Here is an 18,229-nt window from a genome sequence, read left to right as displayed (position 1 = left end):
TTTACACCACCGTTATCATTACCAGCACCAGCAATACAGCCATACCCAAGCCAAAGCTTGTGGCATAACCTCGAAGAGACCCTGTTTGCGTCGCAGACAATACTTTATTACCTGCCGAAGCCAGCTTAGGCAAGAATAGCCACGTTTTATCGATAGGGTCGGCTTTTAATAAGCGGCCGATGAACAAAAAGGGCTTTACAAAAATTATATCGTATAGCGCATCAAAACCTAGACCGTGATAACACCAATGATATAGCGCCCCGCCAATACGTGAGCGCTTAAAGCTCGTGAGCATGCGACCTTTATTGACGACATATAATAGTGCTGCCAATATCAAACCGGCCACCATCGCACCCATCGCGATATACTCTGCGGTGTGCTTAGCATGGTCTTGACCCGCGACTTCTAATAGATGACCCACGCTCTCTGGCAATACACCTTGTAGTGGCGGCGTAATCCAAGCACCAACAGCGGTAGACAATACAAGTAATACCGTTAAAGGTAACCAGTACGACACCCCTGATAGCTTGTGCGCATGGGTTTTTTCTTCACCGAAGAATATGATCCAAATCATACGGAATGTATAGATTGCGGTTAAGAATGCGCCGAACACACCCATATAGAATAATACTAAGTGACCTGTGGCATAAGTTTCCCAAAGAATCGCTTCTTTAGAATAAAAACCAACGGTGACCCAAGGTATCGCAGCGAGCGCACCGCCACCAATGATATAACACCAAAATACCAATGGTATCTTTTTACGCAGACCGCCCATCTTAAAGATATCTTGCTCGTGATGTACCGCAAGAATAACCGCACCTGATGATAAGAATAGCAATGCTTTAAAGAAAGCATGGGTCATCAAATGGAAGATTGCCCCTTGCCACGCACCCACGCCAAGCGCTAAGAACATATAGCCAATTTGACTCATGGTTGAATACGCAAGGATACGTTTGATGTCTGTTTGCGCGAGCGCACAGAATCCAGCAACGACCAGCGTCAATGCCCCGACGCCACCAACCCAATATAATAAGATGCCTGGGGTCAACTCAAACAATGGATGCAAGCGGGCAATCAGATAAACGCCAGCCGTTACCATTGTTGCCGCGTGAATCAATGCCGATACGGGTGTTGGACCTGCCATCGCATCAGCAAGCCATGTGTGTAGTGGCAACTGCGCTGATTTACCCATCGCGCCGCCGACCAACATCATCGTGGTTAGCATCATCGTTGGGTTGTTGACATCAAACACTTCTGGCGCGCGCGTAATAATCTCTTGAATATTAAGCGTACCGAATTCGCGGAATAATAAAAATAAACCAAAGGCTAAGAACACATCACCAACACGCGTGACGGTAAAGGCTTTCATAGCCGCACGACCGTTGGCTCTGTCATGGTAATAATAACCAATCAACAAATATGAGCAGATACCCACGCCTTCCCATCCGAGATAAAGCAAGAACAAGTCATCTGCTAGCACCAGTAATAACATACTGGCCACGAACAAATTCATATAGCTAAAGAATCGGGCAAAGCCAGTGTCGCCTTTCATATACCAAGAAGCAAATAGATGAATCAAAAAGCCGATGCCAGTGATAACGCCGGTCATAGTCAGTGCTAAGCCATCAAAACTCAAGCCAAAATGCGGCGCGAAGTCGCCCACTTGGAACCATGTCCACAGTGGAACCTGTACGACCGTTCCAGCGGGATTGGTGGTCAAAAAGGTATAGCTAACGACCAGCGTACATAATGCTGATAACAGCATGCTACCAACACCAACAATCGCTGCGACCGTCTCTGATAATTTGTCACGCATAAAGGCTAAAATCAAAAAGCCAATGAGCGGGAATATAAAGGTTAATGGTAATAAACTCATGACATCATCCTTTCATCTCATTGGCGCTATCGACATCGAGATGCCCACGCTGATGATAAAACCGCAATAATATTGCCAGACCAATTGACGCTTCAGCCGCAGCCAACGTCAAAATAAAGATAAACATAATCTGTCCGTCTGGATCGACCCAGCGACTCCCCGCCACCACAAATGCCAGTGCCGCCGCATTCATCATGATCTCAAGGCTCATGAGCATAAATAGAAAGTTGCGTCGTACCATGACACCGCATAGACCAATGGCAAATAAAATTCCTGCCAAAATCAGTCCATGGCTCATGGGTATCATACCCAGTACGTTTTGCGCCTCAGCAACTGGCTGTACTAAGCCTGCCACCTCGTGGGCAAACGGCACGTTTGACACATCTTGTGCCACGCTCGCTGCTAGTACCATTAGTCTGACTCCTTGCGCGTCACTTTGTTCGCACCTACTTGACTGCCTCCCTTCGTGCCAACCTTCATACCAACATAGTCATGCGGGTCGACATCTTTATATTCGTAAGGCTTAGCCATTTGTACCGCGTCATACTCTGTGTGAGTGCTGTCGTTATCGTACAGCTCAATACTACCCACGCTTGGCTGAAAGTCTTGGCTATCGTTACCAATGATCTCTTCATCAATCGACTCTTTACCCAAATGATAGGCCGCAACCAGTGCTGCTAGCAGTAGCAACGCCGCCACTTCAACGAGCATAATGTATTTGGTAAATAGCACCGTACCCACTGCTTTGGCAGAGATAGTCGTGCCACCCATCATGACAGCTTCATCGTGATTGAGACCAATCATCGCATAGAGCACAACGGCAATGATTATCGTCAATCCTGTCGGTATCGCCCAAGTGCCGGCATCAAGCCAACGCTCTTCGCGCTCGTCATTGCTCATGCCCAAATTAAGCATCATAATGACAAAGACAAATAGCACCATAATGGCACCAGCATAAACAACAATCTCTAGCGCACCCGCAAACGGCGCTCCTAATACAAAAAATATCCCAGCAATTGCCAGCAACGATACAATCATCGATAAGATAGCATGCACTGGATTGGCCTGAGTCACTACGCGCAGACTGGCAAATACTGCCACTGCTGCAAGCGAATAAAACCCAGCCAGTTCAGGATGGTTCAAAATATTCATCATGGTAGCAAGCTCCTTAGATCAATCGGTGCAGACTCATTTTGTGCTGCGCCTTTTGGTTTATCTGCTACCGCCATACCTGTCACACGATAATAGTTATAATCAGGGTATTTACCTGGTCCTGAAATGAGCAAATGCTCTTTTTCATAGACCAAATCTTGGCGATTATATTCACCCAGCTCAAAATCTGGGGTCATTTGAATCGCTGTCGTTGGACAGGCTTCTTCACACAATCCACAAAAGATACAACGCGAAAAGTTAATTCTAAAAAACTCTGGATACCAGCGTCCATCTTCACGCTCGGCTTTTTGTAATGAGATACACCCTACCGGACATGCCACCGCACACAAGTTACAAGCGACACAGCGCTCGTCTCCATCAGGATCACGCGTGAGGACAATACGTCCACGAAAACGCGGCGGCACAGGTACCGGCTCTTCAGGATAAAGGATGGTGTCACGCGGTCTGAGCGCATGACTATTGACCATCCACATGCTGCGGACAATGGTAAATATACCAATGACGGTCTTTTTTATGGTAGTAAACATGGGATTATTATCCTTATCAGCTTTACCCTAGTTCATCAGTGATGGCTAGTAATGACTATAACGTTGGGGAAAAGATCAAAATGACCGCAGCAGTGATTAATAGATTAATCAGCGTTACTGGCAGACATACTTTCCAGCCAAAGTTCATCACCTGATCATAACGCGGACGCATGAGTGAGCCTCGAGCCAAAATAAACATGGTCATAAAGAACAGCGTTTTAATCATGAACCAAAAAGCTGGTGGAATAAATGGGATATCTAAATTGAACGGCGCAAGCCAACCGCCAAAGAACAAGCAAGTCATCAAGGCGGAAATCAAGACAACGTTGACATACTCACCAATGAAGAACATACCAAACTTCATGCCCGAATATTCGACATGATAGCCTTCAGCCAGTTCTTGCTCTGCTTCTGGTTGGTCAAATGGATGTCTGTGCGTAACCGCCACACCCGCGACCACAAAGGTTAAAAACCCAAAAAACTGCGGAATGATATACCAGCCGTCGACTTGTGACTCAACAATGGCGCGTAAGTTAAATGAACCTGTCAGTGCAACAACGCCCATCAACGACAAACCTAAAAACACTTCGTAACTGATCGTCTGTGCAGCTGAGCGCAAACCACCGAGTAGCGAGAATTTGTTGGCAGACGCCCAACCACCGAACATCACGGCATATACCGCAATACCCGCCATGGCAAAGAAAAACAAAATACCAATATCCCAATCAACCACGCCAAGTGTTGGCGAGATAGGAATAATGGCAAATGAAGCCAAGGCAGTAAACATTGCGACCGCAGGTGCCAAGGTGAACATAAACTTATCAGTAAAGTTTGGTGTCCAATCTTCTTTAAAGAAGATTTTTAGCATGTCAGCGACTAACTGCAACGAACCAAAAGGCCCAACACGGTTTGGACCATAACGATCTTGCCATAATGCCAGCATACGGCGCTCATAGACAATCATCATTGCGGCAACCAATACCACGACCAAAAAGATGACTAGCGATTGACCCACCAAAAACAGAATAGACCAAGTATCAAAGCTCATGCTACCCGCCAAAAAGCTTGGCACATCAGGGATAATACGGGTAACTTGCATATTACACCTCCTGTGTGGTGGTCGGCGCTGCGTTCATTTGCGCTGTGTCGTTATTGTTCATCATATCGTTAGCCATGCTACCCATCATCGTTACTGGTGCATCTACTTTCCGTACCGACGCTGGCATTGATGGATGGATGATACTCACCTGCCCAACTGGGTAACCGATACAGCCTTCTGCTAGATAACCAACCAGCTGTACTGGCAAGGTGATTTGTTGCTTGTCAATTTCAATCGCCAAGTAATCACCAGCAGCAATATTCCAGTCTTTGGCATCATCTATACCGATACGCCATGCTGCAACTGGTAGTTGCTCTGCGACGATTGGGCTACGTGATGCCATCATTGAGCTGGCATAGATATTATGAATCGGTACTAGCTTCGCTTGGCCTTGCTGTAAGTCAGTTGTATTCGAAGACATGGCTTCTGGCGCCACATATTGACGAGTGGCTAGACGCTCTAGCTGATCGAACAAACGCACACCTGAATCACCATTTTTCAGATGTCCGCCGACTTTGTCTTGGTATTTGTTCCATGCTTGTGGTGAGTTCCAACCTGCCGCATTGGCAAAAGGAATCATCGAGCTTGGTGCTTCTTTACCGCTATAACCTTCCATTGAGAAGGTCAAACCAGTATCCAAATCTTTTGGCTGCATCGGCTCATGCACTGAGATTGGCGCACGCATAGCAGTACGACCTGAGTAACGGCGCGGTTGACGCGCGATTTTCAGACCAGTCATACGGTAGTCCGCTTCAGGCGCCGCGCCTTTGATACCTGCAAGCTTAGGATGGGTGGCAATCAATGCATTGATAACATCATCTAGCTGCGTCCAGTCGACATCACGACCTTCAATACTGCTATGCACAGCATGTATCCAGCGCCAGCCTTCTTTAATACTGCTCATCGGATGGTAGTATTCGTTGTCATAAACTTGGAAGAAACGCTGCGCACGACCTTCAGCTGATATCAATGTGCCATCCGCTTCTGCAAAGCTAGCCGCTGGCAGTACGATATCGACGTCCTTATGCCAATCAAGCAGCTGATGATCTAACGCAATGACCGTTTTATCAGTCAGTAGCTGCGTGAGTTTATTGGCATCAATCGCATCTGTTAGCTGGTTTTCTGCAACCACAACCACATCGTAATCAGAGGCTAGCAGCTCTTCAACTGACTGACCGCCAAGCATACAAACGCCAATGCTATTGGCATCAGGAACCGTTAGATAGATACCTGCTTGTGCCTGATACTGTGCGTTCACTTCTTTTAACTCAAGGTTTTCAGCAGGTGCGCGTTCGACATTATCCTGCGCTTCTGTATTTACGCCCGTTTCCGGTTTGTTTGGCTTAGCAGATAAATCTTGGTCTTCTTCAGGTTGGTCATTAGCCGCTTTCGCTTGCGCTGCCTGTACTTTGGCATTATGTGCCTCAACCTGCTGCTGCTCAGTCGCTTTGATTGCTACACGTTTTTGGGTCAACGCTTGGGTGATCTGCGCCGCCGCTTCTATGAGTGGGGTAGAAGACAAGCTGCTACCTGAGACAACTAACGGCTTATCAGCTTGAATCAAGTCATAAGCGATTTGCTGCGCCAACGCTTGCATACCATCAGTTTCAGTACTGGCATCAGCATTTTGTTCAGCTGCTTGTGGATCTGCTATGTCTGCTAAGTCATCAGCGAAGCTCGCAATCTCATCAGCGACTTTGAAGCCAAGTTTAGTGATGTCTTCAGGGGTCGCCACTACGCTCACTTTACTGATGTCTTCTAGCTTGGTTTGGGTTACATCGATGACATAGACTGGGCTTAGCGCATCTTGAGCGATACGTTTGACGGGTTCAGCAAGCCAAGGTTGCGTTTGCAGCGCCGCTGCCATTTTCAAACCTTCATTTTTTGCGGCTTGACGTACTGACAGCGCGACACGTGATGACGTTTGCGTGATATCTTCACCTAATACGAGCACTGCATCATGCGTCTCGATATCAGTCATGCTAGGGTTATAAATGCCTTCAGTGCTAAGCACTTCGATGCACTTATTGACCAGTGCTTGCTGCTGATGGTTCAGACCTGTTGAGAAATTATCAAAGCCGACCAGATTTTTTAGCGCAAAGTTAGTCTCTAAACTGGCACGTGGTGAGCCAATCCCGATAACTTTTTTATCTTTGATACGTTTGATGGTTTCATCAAGTGCGTAGTCAATATTGATTTTGACATGCTTGTCATTGATACGTTCAAGCGCTTGGGTTGGACGATCAGCGCGGTTGACATAACCATAACCAAAGCGGCCACGGTCACATAAGAAGTAACGGTTTACGTCGCCGTTGTAGCGGTTTTCGATACGGCGCAATTCACCATAACGCTCGCCCGGTGAGATATTACAACCAGCTGAGCAACCATGACAGATGCTTGGCGCATACTGCATGTCCCATTTACGGTTGTAGCGCTCAGAATGCGTTTTGTCAGTGAATACCCCAGTTGGGCACACTTCGGTTAAGTTGCCTGAAAACTCGCTTTCAAACTGACCATCTTTATCACGGCCAAAATACACGCGGTTGTTTGAGCCATAAACACCCAAATCTTCGCCGCCTGCGTAGTCTTTGTAAAAACGTACACAACGATAGCAAGCGATACAACGGTTCATCTCGTGAGCGATAAATGGACCAAGCTCTTGGTTGTGGTGCGTGCGTTTGGTAAAGCGATAGCGACGACGGCTGTGACCTGACATATAAGTCATGTCCTGCAAATGACAATGTCCGCCTTCTTCACAAGTTGGACAATCATGTGGATGGTTGGTCATGAGTAGCTCAACCATCGACTTGCGGAATGCTTTGGCTTCATCGTCAGTCACAGAGATGTACATGTCATCGCCAGGGGCGACCATACATGACATGACGAGACGACCACGACCTGCTTCCATATCGTCTTTATTCTGGAATTGCTTGACCGCGCACTGACGGCACGAGCCTACTGAGCCTAGGGCTGGATGATAACAAAAATACGGCACATCAATGCCGAGTGATAAGCAGGCTTGTAGTAAGTTGTCTGCGCTATCTACTTCGACAGTGGTTCCATCAATATGTATGACTGCCATGCCGCTCTCCTTATTTCACTGCTGGCTGTTGGTTGGCTGCCGCATCAATAACATCGACACCAACCGCCTGCGCGATTTTTTGATCAAACTCTGGACGGAAATATTTAATCGCACTCATGAGGGGTTCCACCGCACCTGGTGCATGGGCACAAAACGTCTTGCCAATCCATAAATCACGCGTCAGACCCTCTAGTTTCTCGACATCGCCCACTTGTCCCTCACCGTTATTGATAGCGGTCAGCAGCTTGACACCCCACGGCAGACCATCACGGCATGGCGTGCACCAACCGCACGACTCGCGTTGAAAGAAAATCTCAAGATTGCGCAGTAATGGCACCATGTCTTGTGATTCATCAACGACCATGATAAGCCCAGTACCCATACGGCTACCCGCTTCTTGAATGGTGTCAAAATCTACGACCACGTCCAAATGTTCTGCAGTCAAAAAGTCAGTCGAGGCGCCGCCTGGTAGCCATGCTTTGAGCGTTTTACCATCTTTCATGCCACCCGCTAAATCCTCAATGATTTCGCGTGCCGTATAACCAAAGGGTAACTCCCAGAGACCTGGATCATTGACCAAGCCTGAACAGCCAAATAATTTGGTGCCCGGCGTTTTGCTTTTGCCTTTTATTTCAGATAACGACTGATACCACTCAACGCCGTGATTCAAAATCGCTGGCATATTACACAGCGTTTCAACGTTATTGACAACGGTTGGACGACCCCATGCACCAGAGATTTGTGGGAACGGCGGCTTGGTACGTGGGTTAGCACGGCGGCCTTCTAGACAGTTAATCAGTGCCGTTTCTTCACCGCAAATATAACGTCCAGCGCCAGTATGCACGTGCAAATTAAAGCTAAAATCTGAGCCTAGAATATTGTCGCCCATGAGGTTGTTGGCCAAACATTCTTCGATAGCAGCGACCAAACGCTCAGCGGCCAAGATATACTCACCGCGGATAAAGATATAACCGTCAGTAGCACCAATCGCATGAGCGGTAATAAGCATACCTTCGATCAGCTGAAACGGTAGGCGCTCCATTAAGAGGCGATCTTTAAACGTACCTGGCTCCATTTCATCCGCATTACAGATGAGATAACGTGGCAAACCATCCGGCGGCGACATAAATGACCACTTTAGACCCGCGTTAAAACCTGCACCACCGCGACCTCGAACATTGGCCGCTTTAATCATATTGCCGACGTCTTTAGGCGATTTAGATAGCGCTTCTTTTAGACCAGTGAAGCCTTTTAGAGACTCATAAGTGGCTAAATCAAGCACCGCATCATGATGCGCCAAACGCCACGTCAATGGCTTGGTTTCGCTAGTGGCGGTCGCTTTGTCACCATAGATTGGAACACGCTGTGCATTTAGCTGGCTTGGCGCTTGGCCTTGACCGCGACGAGCAATTTGCTCTGAAATCGTTAAACTCATGCGTATAGCTCCAATAATTGCGCGACCTCAGATGGCTGGACAGGGCCGTAAGTGTCTTCGTCTATCAGCACCGCAGGGCCTTTATCACAGTTACCCAAGCAGCAAATCGGTAATAGCGTAAAACGGCCATCAGCAGTTGTCTGACCATACTCAATACCCAGCTGTGATCTGATCTCAGCTGACAGCGCTTCATAACCTGTCAAATAACAAGCCACAGAGTCACAGATGAGAATCACATGGCGACCGACAGGCTGGCGATAGATACGGTTAAAGAAAGTGGCGACCCCATCCATGTCTGACATCGGGATGTCTAGGATGTTGGCAATAGCGTTTGCTTGCGCATCATCGACCCAGCCGTTGCGCTTTTGCACAATTTTTAGCGCATCTAATGAGGCAGCACGCGCCTGTGGGTAATGGTGCATAAACTCATGAATGGCAGCAATTTCCTCAGTGGTGAGGATGCTTTCCACATCTACTTTTGGCATTTTGTCGGAAACAATTTTCATAATCTTCTGTCTTTCCTCACTCATCCTGCTCTATCACAAGCCAATATCAGTCTGCTTAAAACCGTGGTTATATCGACAAGCGACAGCATTTTGGTGTGCCATCAGGCAATAATATATTGATGAACAAATACTTTTGAAGCAGCGGTTTAACCTTAAAGATCAAAATCTTAACGATCGCAGTCCGCCATCACAATATCAATCGATGCCAAATACATAATGGCATCAGAAACCAGTGAGCCATTAATGACCGATGGCATCTGCTGTAAATGCGCAAATGTCGGTGTACGAATACGGGTACGATAGCTCATCGTGGCCTTGTCTGAGGTGATGTAATAACTGTTCAGACCTTTGGTCGCCTCGACGATCGTCGTACATTCACCTGCTGGCATCACAGGACCCCAGGATACTGAGATAAAATGATTAATCAATGTCTCAATATCATTTAGCGTACGGTCTTTTGGCGGTGGTACGGCCAGTGGATGATCCGCTTTGTAAGGACCTTGTGGCATATTGTCCATACATTGACGAATGATACGTAATGACTGACGCATCTCTTCAACTTTGACCATACAGCGATCATAAGCGTCACCGTTGTAACCAACTGGCACTTCAAAATCGTAATTCTCATAGCCCATGTATGGACGCGCTTTACGCAGGTCGAAATCCACACCTGTCGCGCGCAGACCAGCGCCCGTCACACCCCAAGCCAATGCTTGCTTGGCATTATACTGAGCGACGCCTTGGGTACGACCTTTGAGCACGCTGTTTTGTAATGCTGCTTTGACATACTCGTCCAAGCGCTTAGGCATCCAATCTAAGAACTCACGCACCAAACGCTGCCAGCCACGAGGTAGGTCAGCCGCCGTACCACCGATACGGAACCAAGCTGGATGCATACGGTAGCCTGTCACGGCTTCTATGACGTCATAGGCTTTTTGGCGATCGGTAAACATATAAAATACAGGGGTCATACCACCTGCATCCTGAATGAATGTACCGACGTATAGCAAATTGTTGGTGATTCGGAAAAACTCGCTCATCATCACACGGATAGTCTCGGCGCGAGGTGGGACGGTAATCCCAGCGAGCTTTTCAACCGACATGATATAAGGCAGCTCATTCATCACACCGCCTAAATAATCGATACGGTCGGTATAAGGGATGAATGAGTGCCATGTCTGGCGCTCAGCCATCTTTTCTGCGCCGCGATGGTGATAGCCAATATCTGGAATACAATCGACGACTTCCTCGCCATCTAGCTGTAGTACCAAGCGAAACGCACCGTGAGCGGAGGGGTGGTTAGGACCGATGTTCAAGAACATAAAGTCTTCATCACGACCTGAGCGCTTCATGCCCCACTCTTCTGGGACAAAACGTAGGTTTTCTTGCTCGTATTGCTGCTTGGCGGTATTCAAGAAATACGGGGTAAATTCAGTCGCACGCGCATGATATTCTTTACGCAGTGGATGACCTTCCCAGTATTTTGGCAATAAAATACGGGTCAAATGCGGATGACCTGTAAAGACAATACCGAACATATCCCACACTTCGCGCTCATACCAGTTGGCATTTGGCCAAATATTGGTCGCGCTTGGCACATCGAGGTCATCTTCGCTCAGTGCGACCTTGACACGTATATCACTATTGCGCTCAAGCGACATCAGATGATAAAACACCGTAAAGTCACTGTCAGGCAAACCCGCACGATGCTGACGCAGACGCTCATCTATCGCTGACAAGTCAAATAGCATGACGTAGGGCTTGGGCAGTTTGCGCAAAAATAAAAGCACGTCTAATAAATCTGCACGCGCCACCCAAACCGTTGGAATCTCATCCACAGTGTGCTGTACGACAAATTTACCAGCGTACTTTTGCTCCAGCTCTGTGATGACAGCTGGGACGGGCTTGATCTTAGGATCTGTGTTTTCGACTACCGTGACCATGAATGATGTATTCCTTCATTAATCATAACTGAGCGATGTCAATCACAGTGAGGCTATGTCAGTCATAACCAAACTATGATGAGCGCATAAAATATTAAGGTTGCTAAATCTACATGCTATCTAAATTTAGATACTGTCTAAATTTAGATGCTGTCTGGGCTACGCAAGTTTTTGACAGCGATACGATCTGCTTGCTTACGGTCACGCTCAGGCGTCATTTGCGGCTGATAGATACCCTGCTCATTGACATGGATGCCCAGCGGACGACGCTCTTTGGTGATAGATTCTTGTAGCAACATCAAGCCTTGAATCAATGCTTCTGGACGCGGCGGACAGCCTGGCACATACACATCGACAGGGATCACTTTATCCACCCCTTGTACGACAGAATAGATATCATACATGCCGCCTGAGTTGGCACAAGCACCCATAGAGATGACCCATTTTGGCTCAAGCATTTGCTCATAAAGACGCTGAATAACAGGGGCCATTTTGACAAAACATGTACCAGCAACGATCATAACGTCTGCCTGACGGGGTGAGGCGCGGATAACTTCGGCCCCAAAGCGTGACAAATCATGAACGGCGGTTAAGGTAGTGGCGTATTCAACATAACAGCAAGACGTACCAAAGTTAAATGGCCAGAGCGAGTGCTTGCGTCCCCAATTTGCTGTTGAATGAACAAGATCTTCGAGACGACCCATAAAGACGTTTTTATTGACTTCATCTTCGATAGGATCATTGACCGTTTGGCGGGTCTGTGCAGGGTAGGTATCTGCATCAGGGTTGGCTTTTGTTAATGTGTATTTCATAACATACAACCTTTATATTAGGCTTGGCGTCATACTCATCTTGTATACGCTGTCGCCAAAAATTTCGTTATTAATAAGGGGCCAATCACAAGCAATCGTTGCAACAAAATGCGATCAGCGAAAGCCAGCACCACTCACTAGTGCGCAGGCTTGTCGTTTTGTGCAGACGTCGCAAAGTCCACAGACGTCACATTACCTGTGATATTAATATGATCGATGTTTTGTAGATGACGGCGATTGGCTTCGATATTGTTTGAGACATTGATTTGACCGGATGATTGTGCGGGTACTTTACCAGTAGGATCGACCATCAGCTCATGAGCACCATCAAACTTGGTGATATCTGCTAAGTTAAAGCCAGCAGGCGCGGTATATAAGCGTGCCTTTTTACGCAGCTTGTCAGCAGGTGCCCAGTTCATCGCACCCAAGCTCAGCTCATAAATCAAACCGATAATCAGAATAGTGATAAAGGTAGCAGCAGCGGCAAAACCAAGCCAGCCGGCCTCTCGCACTGACACAGAATACGCGTAGAGATACAGCGCCTCTAAATCGAAAATCACAAAGAAAATCGCGACCAAATAGAATTTAGCAGACAAACGAATACGGGCGTTGCCAGATCCGACAACACCCGCTTCAAATATCTCTTCTTTTTGTGAGCCTTGAGAGCGACCGCCAAGTAAACGCGGTACCACCAGCATAAAGACAACTAGCCCAATGGCGGCTAAGATAAAAGCAACTGCTGACCAATTAAAAGCAGACATGATAATACGTGCTCCTCACCCAATCGAGTGTTAGACACAGCGCAGGCACTGACCCATTAAGGCCGCCTCACGACAGGTATAACGCAGACGAAAACACAAAGCAGTTGTCATTCACTGACACTGTGTTTAAGTAACTGTCATTGAGTCACATGTTAGGTATTTTGCTGGTAATAACCAATTATCAAGCTTATTAACGACGATGTCAGACCTGACCAACGGTAGAGATTCCGGTATGCACGCGGATAAAGGCTGGTCGCCCAACGCATCTTCTAACAACGTAAGATCAACGTATTAAATCAATATCATATCTGACTGCGTACTTAATTGATTTAATAGCTCATTACACGTGGTTAATAATGACGTGACAACTGGCATAAATTATTTACGTACTATACGCATATCAGTGCCTAAAAGCTAGTTTTTAACTGTATTCGACGGTCATTTTCTATGAAACAAAATGTGTTTTTTTTACCAAAAATTATGATATAGACGTTACCTTATATTAACCCCAAATCCATGCTTTGTTCGATACGCAAACGCTGTCACGCTATTTACCAAAAATCAAGTGCGCTCATACCCTATTTTCATCACCCAACTCCTCCCCCAAAGTGACCGTTTTTGCTTTATAATGACCCACCTAATTTTACGATATGTCATCATCAAACCTTAAATTCTATTATCCTTATAACAAACATTATTAAGATATCACTACGATATCAATTTTGGTGATACGCACCGCGTTCATCTACTTGTGCTATATCAGCGCTACCCTCTTTTTGCTTTTGTCTTACAGGTCACGTTATGAGTCAACTCAATCCCAAACAACAAGAAGCCATGCTCTACGTATCCGGCCCACTACTTGTGCTCGCAGGTGCTGGCTCCGGTAAGACCTCGGTGATCACGCGTAAAATTGCGTATCTGATTCAAGAGTGCGACATGCCAGCTGAGCGCATCACTGCCGTGACCTTTACTAATAAGGCGGCACGTGAAATGAAAGCCCGTGTGAGCAAACTGCTCCCAAGCGAAAAAACGCGCGGCTTGACTGTATCGACCTTTCACCAATTTGGTCTCCAGTTTTTGCGCTATGAGCTGATGCATACGCCGCTAAAAGGCAACTTCTCTATCATGGACAGCGATGATAGTAAGCGCCTCTTGATGGAGCTGATGATGCGCGACAACTTAAGTGGTGCTGAAAGTCGTGAGCTGGTCGGCAAAGCCATCAAGATGATCTCTGATTGGAAAAACGATTTGATCGAGCCTGACAAGGCGATGGAAACGTTAGACGATCCAGAAGACATGATTTTTGCGACCTTGTACGCCCTTTATGAGCGTAACTTGCGTGCGTATAATGCCGTCGATTTTGATGATTTGATTGTACTGCCGACCAAAATCTTGCGTGAAAATAGAGAGCTGCGAGACAAATGGCAAAATCGTATTCGTTATCTATTGGTCGATGAGTATCAAGATACCAATACCGCCCAGTATGAAATGATTAAACATTTGGTTGGTCCGCAAGGTCGTTTTACCGTGGTGGGTGATGATGACCAATCTATCTATGCGTGGCGCGGGGCAAAACCTGAAAATATGGCGCTGCTAAAAGAGGACTTTCCAAAACTAAAAATCGTCATGCTTGAGCAAAATTACCGTTCAACCACGCGTATTTTGACCTCAGCCAATGCCGTTATTCTGAACAACGAGCATTTATTTGAAAAAAAACTGTGGTCAGATAAAGGCCAAGGCGAAAAAATTCGTATCATCAATTGCCGTAATGATGACGATGAATCTGAACGCGTTGCTAAAGAGATTGTCACGCACAAATTGCGGTTTGGCAATGAGTGGGAGCAGTATGCGGTGCTCTACCGCAGTAACTTTCAGGCACGAATGCTTGAGGCACAATTGCGCCAGCTACAAGTCCCTTATAAGCTATCAGGCGGTCAATCCTTCTTTGCCCGTAGTGAAATCAAAGACATCATGGGCTATCTACGCCTGATTTTGAACCCTGAAGATGACAGCGCGTTTTTGCGTATTATCAATACGCCCAAGCGCGGTATGGGACCTGCGACGCTAGAAAAGCTTGGCTTATTTGCTCAAGAGCATAGTATCTCGCTACTGGCTTCTTGTACTCATGCCGGCTTGGCTCATGTGTTGCCGTCAAAAGCGTATGGCACGATCAAAGAGTTTGGCGAATTCATCGAACACTATACGCTTGAGCTGGATCAGCACCCTGACCCTGTGCCAATCGTCCGCCAAATGATTAATGAGACGGGCTATATAGATTTTGTCCGTAGCGATGCCAAAACGCCGCAGCAAGAAAAGAACCGTATTGATAATATCGATATGCTCTATACCAGTATTCAATCGCTCATTAATCGCGCGGAAGAGGACGAGGATCGGACGATTGATACCATCATCCGTAAGCTCGTCTTGCTAGACATGCTTGAGCAGCAGCAAGAAGAAGAGAACACCAACAAAGTCAATCTAATGACCTTACATGCTGCAAAAGGTTTGGAGTTTGACTTTGTCTATATCATGGGGCTTGAGGAAGAAATGCTGCCACATCGTAACTCTATTATGAGTGAGACGATCGAAGAAGAGCGTCGCCTCATGTACGTGGGCATCACCCGTGCGCGCCGTGAGCTGACACTGACACTGGCAACCCAGCGCCGTGCTGGTGGTCAAATGCGCGTGACCTCAGAATCACGGTTTTTGGATGAGCTGCCAGAAGATCATATCGACTGGCCTGCCAAAGCCAAAAAGAAACAAGCCACTAAAGATCCGGCAAAAGTGGCTGATGAATATTTGGCCAATATTCGCGCTTTATTGGGTAAACGCTAATAGGGATGCGAATACGATTGACACCAATGACAACACCCTGAGCAAACACCCATCCAACGTTTGATGCGTTGCCATTATTAACATTTTTTAAGAGATATTGGAACTTTTATGCCTACCCCGATGCCCGATCAGGAACAACCCTCCACGCTATCAGGAGACTACAACCCAGCAGAATACAACGCTGAGTATAAGCTTCTGTATTTGCAGGATTTGGTTGCTGATAAAGCATATGAGGCGATTACTGAATTTCTGGAGAAGCAATCTGAGTATGAGATTGCAAGCCTACTAGAGTCCTTCCCGGCTCAAAACCGCCTATTGATTTGGGAACAAGTACCAGAAAGCCTCAAAGGGGAAGTACTGGCTGAGCTTGAGTATGATACCCGCCAGCCATTGATGGAGAATATCACCTCTCAAGAAATCTCGCTGTTTACCCAAGATCTTGACGCCCAAGACATCTCTGAGATTTTGGATACTGTCACTGAGAGCGTACGTACCTCAGTCATGGCAACGCTCGATGAAGAAACGCGCGTCCAAGTCAATAAACTTGATACGTATGATGACTGGGAAGTTGGGAGCTACATGGATCCCGATATTATCCAAATACGGGATGATATCTGTCTGGCGGATGTACAGGATTGGCTACGCGAAAACGAGGATCTACTCGATGACGAAAGCCAAGAGCTACTCGTGGTCGATCAAAGCCAGCAATTACTTGGGCTATTGAGCCTGGTAGATCTGATTAAACATGACCAAAATACGCTGGTCTCAGAACTGATTGATACGGCCATCACCATTAATGATCGCTTAGATATCCAAGATGCTGCGGCAATTTTTCGCTCAGAAGATATCCGCTTTGCGCCCGTGACGAACAGCTACGGCGAGCTGGTTGGACAGCTAAATGGCGAAGACATCATGGAGATTATCCAAGATGATGTCGATAGCACTATGAAAAATCTTGCTGGTGTTAGCCAAGATGAAGAGCTGTTCGCGCCTATTCTAACCAGTGCTAAAAGCCGTAGTGTCTGGTTGGGCATTAACCTCTGCACCGCGCTTTTAGCAGCCGCAGTGATTGGACAGTTCGAGGAAGTGTTGGCAGAAGTGGTGGCGCTGGCGATATTGATGCCTGTGGTCGCTAGTATGGGCGGTATTGCAGGCTCGCAAACCTTGACCGTCGTTATCCGCGGTATGGCAATGGGTCAAATCGGTGGTTCTAACCGAGTCTGGCTCCTTAATAAAGAGCTGTGGGTTGGCGCGATAAACGGTATCATTTGGGCGATAATCATGGCATTTATTGCCCAATTATGGTTTCATGACATCGAAATTAGTGCTGTCATTGGCTTTGCCATTGCGATCAACATGACGGCGGCGAATGTCTCGGGAATTAGTATACCGCTGATGCTAAAACGTATGAATATCGATCCTGCACTATCCGCCTCAGTGATTCTAACCACTGTCACAGATATTGTCGGTTTTATGTCATTTTTAGGCTTGGCGAGTGTGTTAATACTCTAGTGAATTGCTAAATAATAAAGTATCCAATAAAAACACAGCATTGCTATTTATATATCATTGTTGTTTATACAATATTGTTAAATAGTCTTAATTTATAAAACTTCTAAATCGTTAAGTGAGTGTGTTATGCAAGCTGTACAAGTGAAAGTGGTCAACCCTAAAATCACGCAAGATGACGCGTTTTCTCTACCGACTCGCGCTACCGATGGCAGTGCTGGTATCGATCTGCGCGCTTGTATTGATGAGCCTTTAACGATCAAAGCGGGCGAAACTCACTTGATAGGTACGGGCCTTGCTGTTTATATTCAAGACCCTAACTATGCAGGCATGATTCTACCGCGCTCAGGACTTGGCCATAAGCATGGCATCGTCTTGGGTAACTTGGTTGGGCTGATTGATGCCGACTATCAGGGTGAGCTGATGGTTAGCATCTGGAACCGTAGTAACGAAGACTTTACTCTGAGCCCTGCAGAGCGCATGGCACAGTATATCGTGGTGCCTGTTGCCCGTCCTGAGTTTGAAGTGGTTGCAGAATTCAGTGATGAAAGCGTACGCGGTGCTGGGGGATTCGGGCATTCGGGTCGTCAGTAACTACTCATTGGCAAGTAAGTTTTGGACAGCGACTTAGGTCATCACTAAGCCAAATCGTAACCAAGATAGCGATTAGA

General features: G+C 46.8%; 14 protein-coding genes. 3 read left to right on the top strand and 11 right to left on the bottom strand.

Annotated features, from left to right (window positions below; all coding sequences use genetic code 11):
• Nucleotide 1: 1 nt before the first annotated feature.
• The 11 genes from nuoL to ndhC all read right to left on the bottom strand — a co-directional run bounded on the left by nuoL (nt 2) and on the right by ndhC (nt 13,214).
• Nucleotides 2-1,876, bottom strand: a complete 1,875-nt coding sequence (gene nuoL / locus AC58CZ_RS04530; RefSeq protein WP_494223935.1) for an NADH-quinone oxidoreductase subunit L — start codon at nt 1,874-1,876, stop codon at nt 2-4.
• A gap of 4 nt (nt 1,877-1,880) precedes the next feature.
• On the bottom strand, nt 1,881-2,189 hold the full coding sequence (nuoK, locus tag AC58CZ_RS04525) for an NADH-quinone oxidoreductase subunit NuoK (protein ID WP_025653102.1): 309 nt from the start codon (nt 2,187-2,189) through the stop codon (nt 1,881-1,883).
• A 98-nt stretch (nt 2,190-2,287) separates the two neighbouring features.
• Nucleotides 2,288-3,031 (bottom strand): NADH-quinone oxidoreductase subunit J, encoded by a 744-nt coding sequence (gene nuoJ / locus AC58CZ_RS04520; protein ID WP_404692570.1) that lies wholly within the window; start codon nt 3,029-3,031, stop codon nt 2,288-2,290.
• Entirely contained in the window at nt 3,028-3,576 is a 549-nt protein-coding gene (gene nuoI / locus AC58CZ_RS04515; protein WP_494223936.1) for an NADH-quinone oxidoreductase subunit NuoI, read from the bottom strand. Before nuoI ends, nuoJ begins: the two co-directional genes overlap by 4 nt.
• Before the next feature lie 55 nt (nt 3,577-3,631).
• Nucleotides 3,632-4,624 (bottom strand): NADH-quinone oxidoreductase subunit NuoH, encoded by a 993-nt coding sequence (gene nuoH / locus AC58CZ_RS04510; RefSeq protein WP_200960330.1) that lies wholly within the window; start codon nt 4,622-4,624, stop codon nt 3,632-3,634.
• Nucleotides 4,625-4,676: 52 nt separating this feature from the next.
• A complete protein-coding gene (gene nuoG, locus AC58CZ_RS04505; protein WP_494223937.1) occupies nt 4,677-7,757 on the bottom strand; it encodes an NADH-quinone oxidoreductase subunit NuoG in 3,081 nt (1,026 codons plus the stop codon).
• Between the two features lie 10 nt (nt 7,758-7,767).
• Nucleotides 7,768-9,192, bottom strand: a complete 1,425-nt coding sequence (gene nuoF / locus AC58CZ_RS04500) for an NADH-quinone oxidoreductase subunit NuoF (protein WP_494223938.1) — start codon at nt 9,190-9,192, stop codon at nt 7,768-7,770.
• Complete coding sequence (gene nuoE, locus AC58CZ_RS04495; protein ID WP_058024550.1) at nt 9,189-9,698, bottom strand: NADH-quinone oxidoreductase subunit NuoE; 510 nt, start codon at nt 9,696-9,698, stop codon at nt 9,189-9,191. Before nuoE ends, nuoF begins: the two co-directional genes overlap by 4 nt.
• Before the next feature lie 167 nt (nt 9,699-9,865).
• Nucleotides 9,866-11,641 (bottom strand): NADH-quinone oxidoreductase subunit C/D, encoded by a 1,776-nt coding sequence (gene nuoC / locus AC58CZ_RS04490; protein ID WP_494223939.1) that lies wholly within the window; start codon nt 11,639-11,641, stop codon nt 9,866-9,868.
• 143 nt (nt 11,642-11,784) lie between these two features.
• Nucleotides 11,785-12,453 carry a NuoB/complex I 20 kDa subunit family protein gene (locus AC58CZ_RS04485; RefSeq protein ID WP_058024548.1) on the bottom strand — a complete coding sequence of 223 codons (669 nt, stop codon included), beginning with the start codon at nt 12,451-12,453 and terminating at the stop codon, nt 11,785-11,787.
• A 137-nt stretch (nt 12,454-12,590) separates the two neighbouring features.
• Nucleotides 12,591-13,214, bottom strand: coding sequence for an NADH-quinone oxidoreductase subunit A (gene ndhC / locus AC58CZ_RS04480; RefSeq protein ID WP_494223940.1), 624 nt, complete (start codon nt 13,212-13,214; stop codon nt 12,591-12,593).
• Nucleotides 13,215-14,015: 801 nt separating this feature from the next.
• On the opposite strand from ndhC, the gene AC58CZ_RS04475 reads away from it, so the two are divergent.
• The 3 genes from AC58CZ_RS04475 (at nt 14,016) to dut (ending at nt 18,152) form a co-directional block, all read left to right on the top strand.
• Nucleotides 14,016-16,049 carry a UvrD-helicase domain-containing protein gene (locus AC58CZ_RS04475; protein ID WP_494223941.1) on the top strand — a complete coding sequence of 678 codons (2,034 nt, stop codon included), beginning with the start codon at nt 14,016-14,018 and terminating at the stop codon, nt 16,047-16,049.
• A gap of 108 nt (nt 16,050-16,157) precedes the next feature.
• Entirely contained in the window at nt 16,158-17,561 is a 1,404-nt protein-coding gene (mgtE, locus tag AC58CZ_RS04470; protein WP_494223942.1) for a magnesium transporter, read from the top strand.
• A gap of 126 nt (nt 17,562-17,687) precedes the next feature.
• A complete protein-coding gene (gene dut, locus AC58CZ_RS04465; protein ID WP_494223943.1) occupies nt 17,688-18,152 on the top strand; it encodes a dUTP diphosphatase in 465 nt (154 codons plus the stop codon).
• The last annotated feature ends 77 nt before the right edge of the window (nt 18,153-18,229 follow it).

It is taken from the genome of Psychrobacter sp. CR212 (assembly GCF_059693765.1).
Note: the sequence above shows the minus strand (reverse complement) of the source record. Positions and strands in the feature narration are given on the sequence as shown.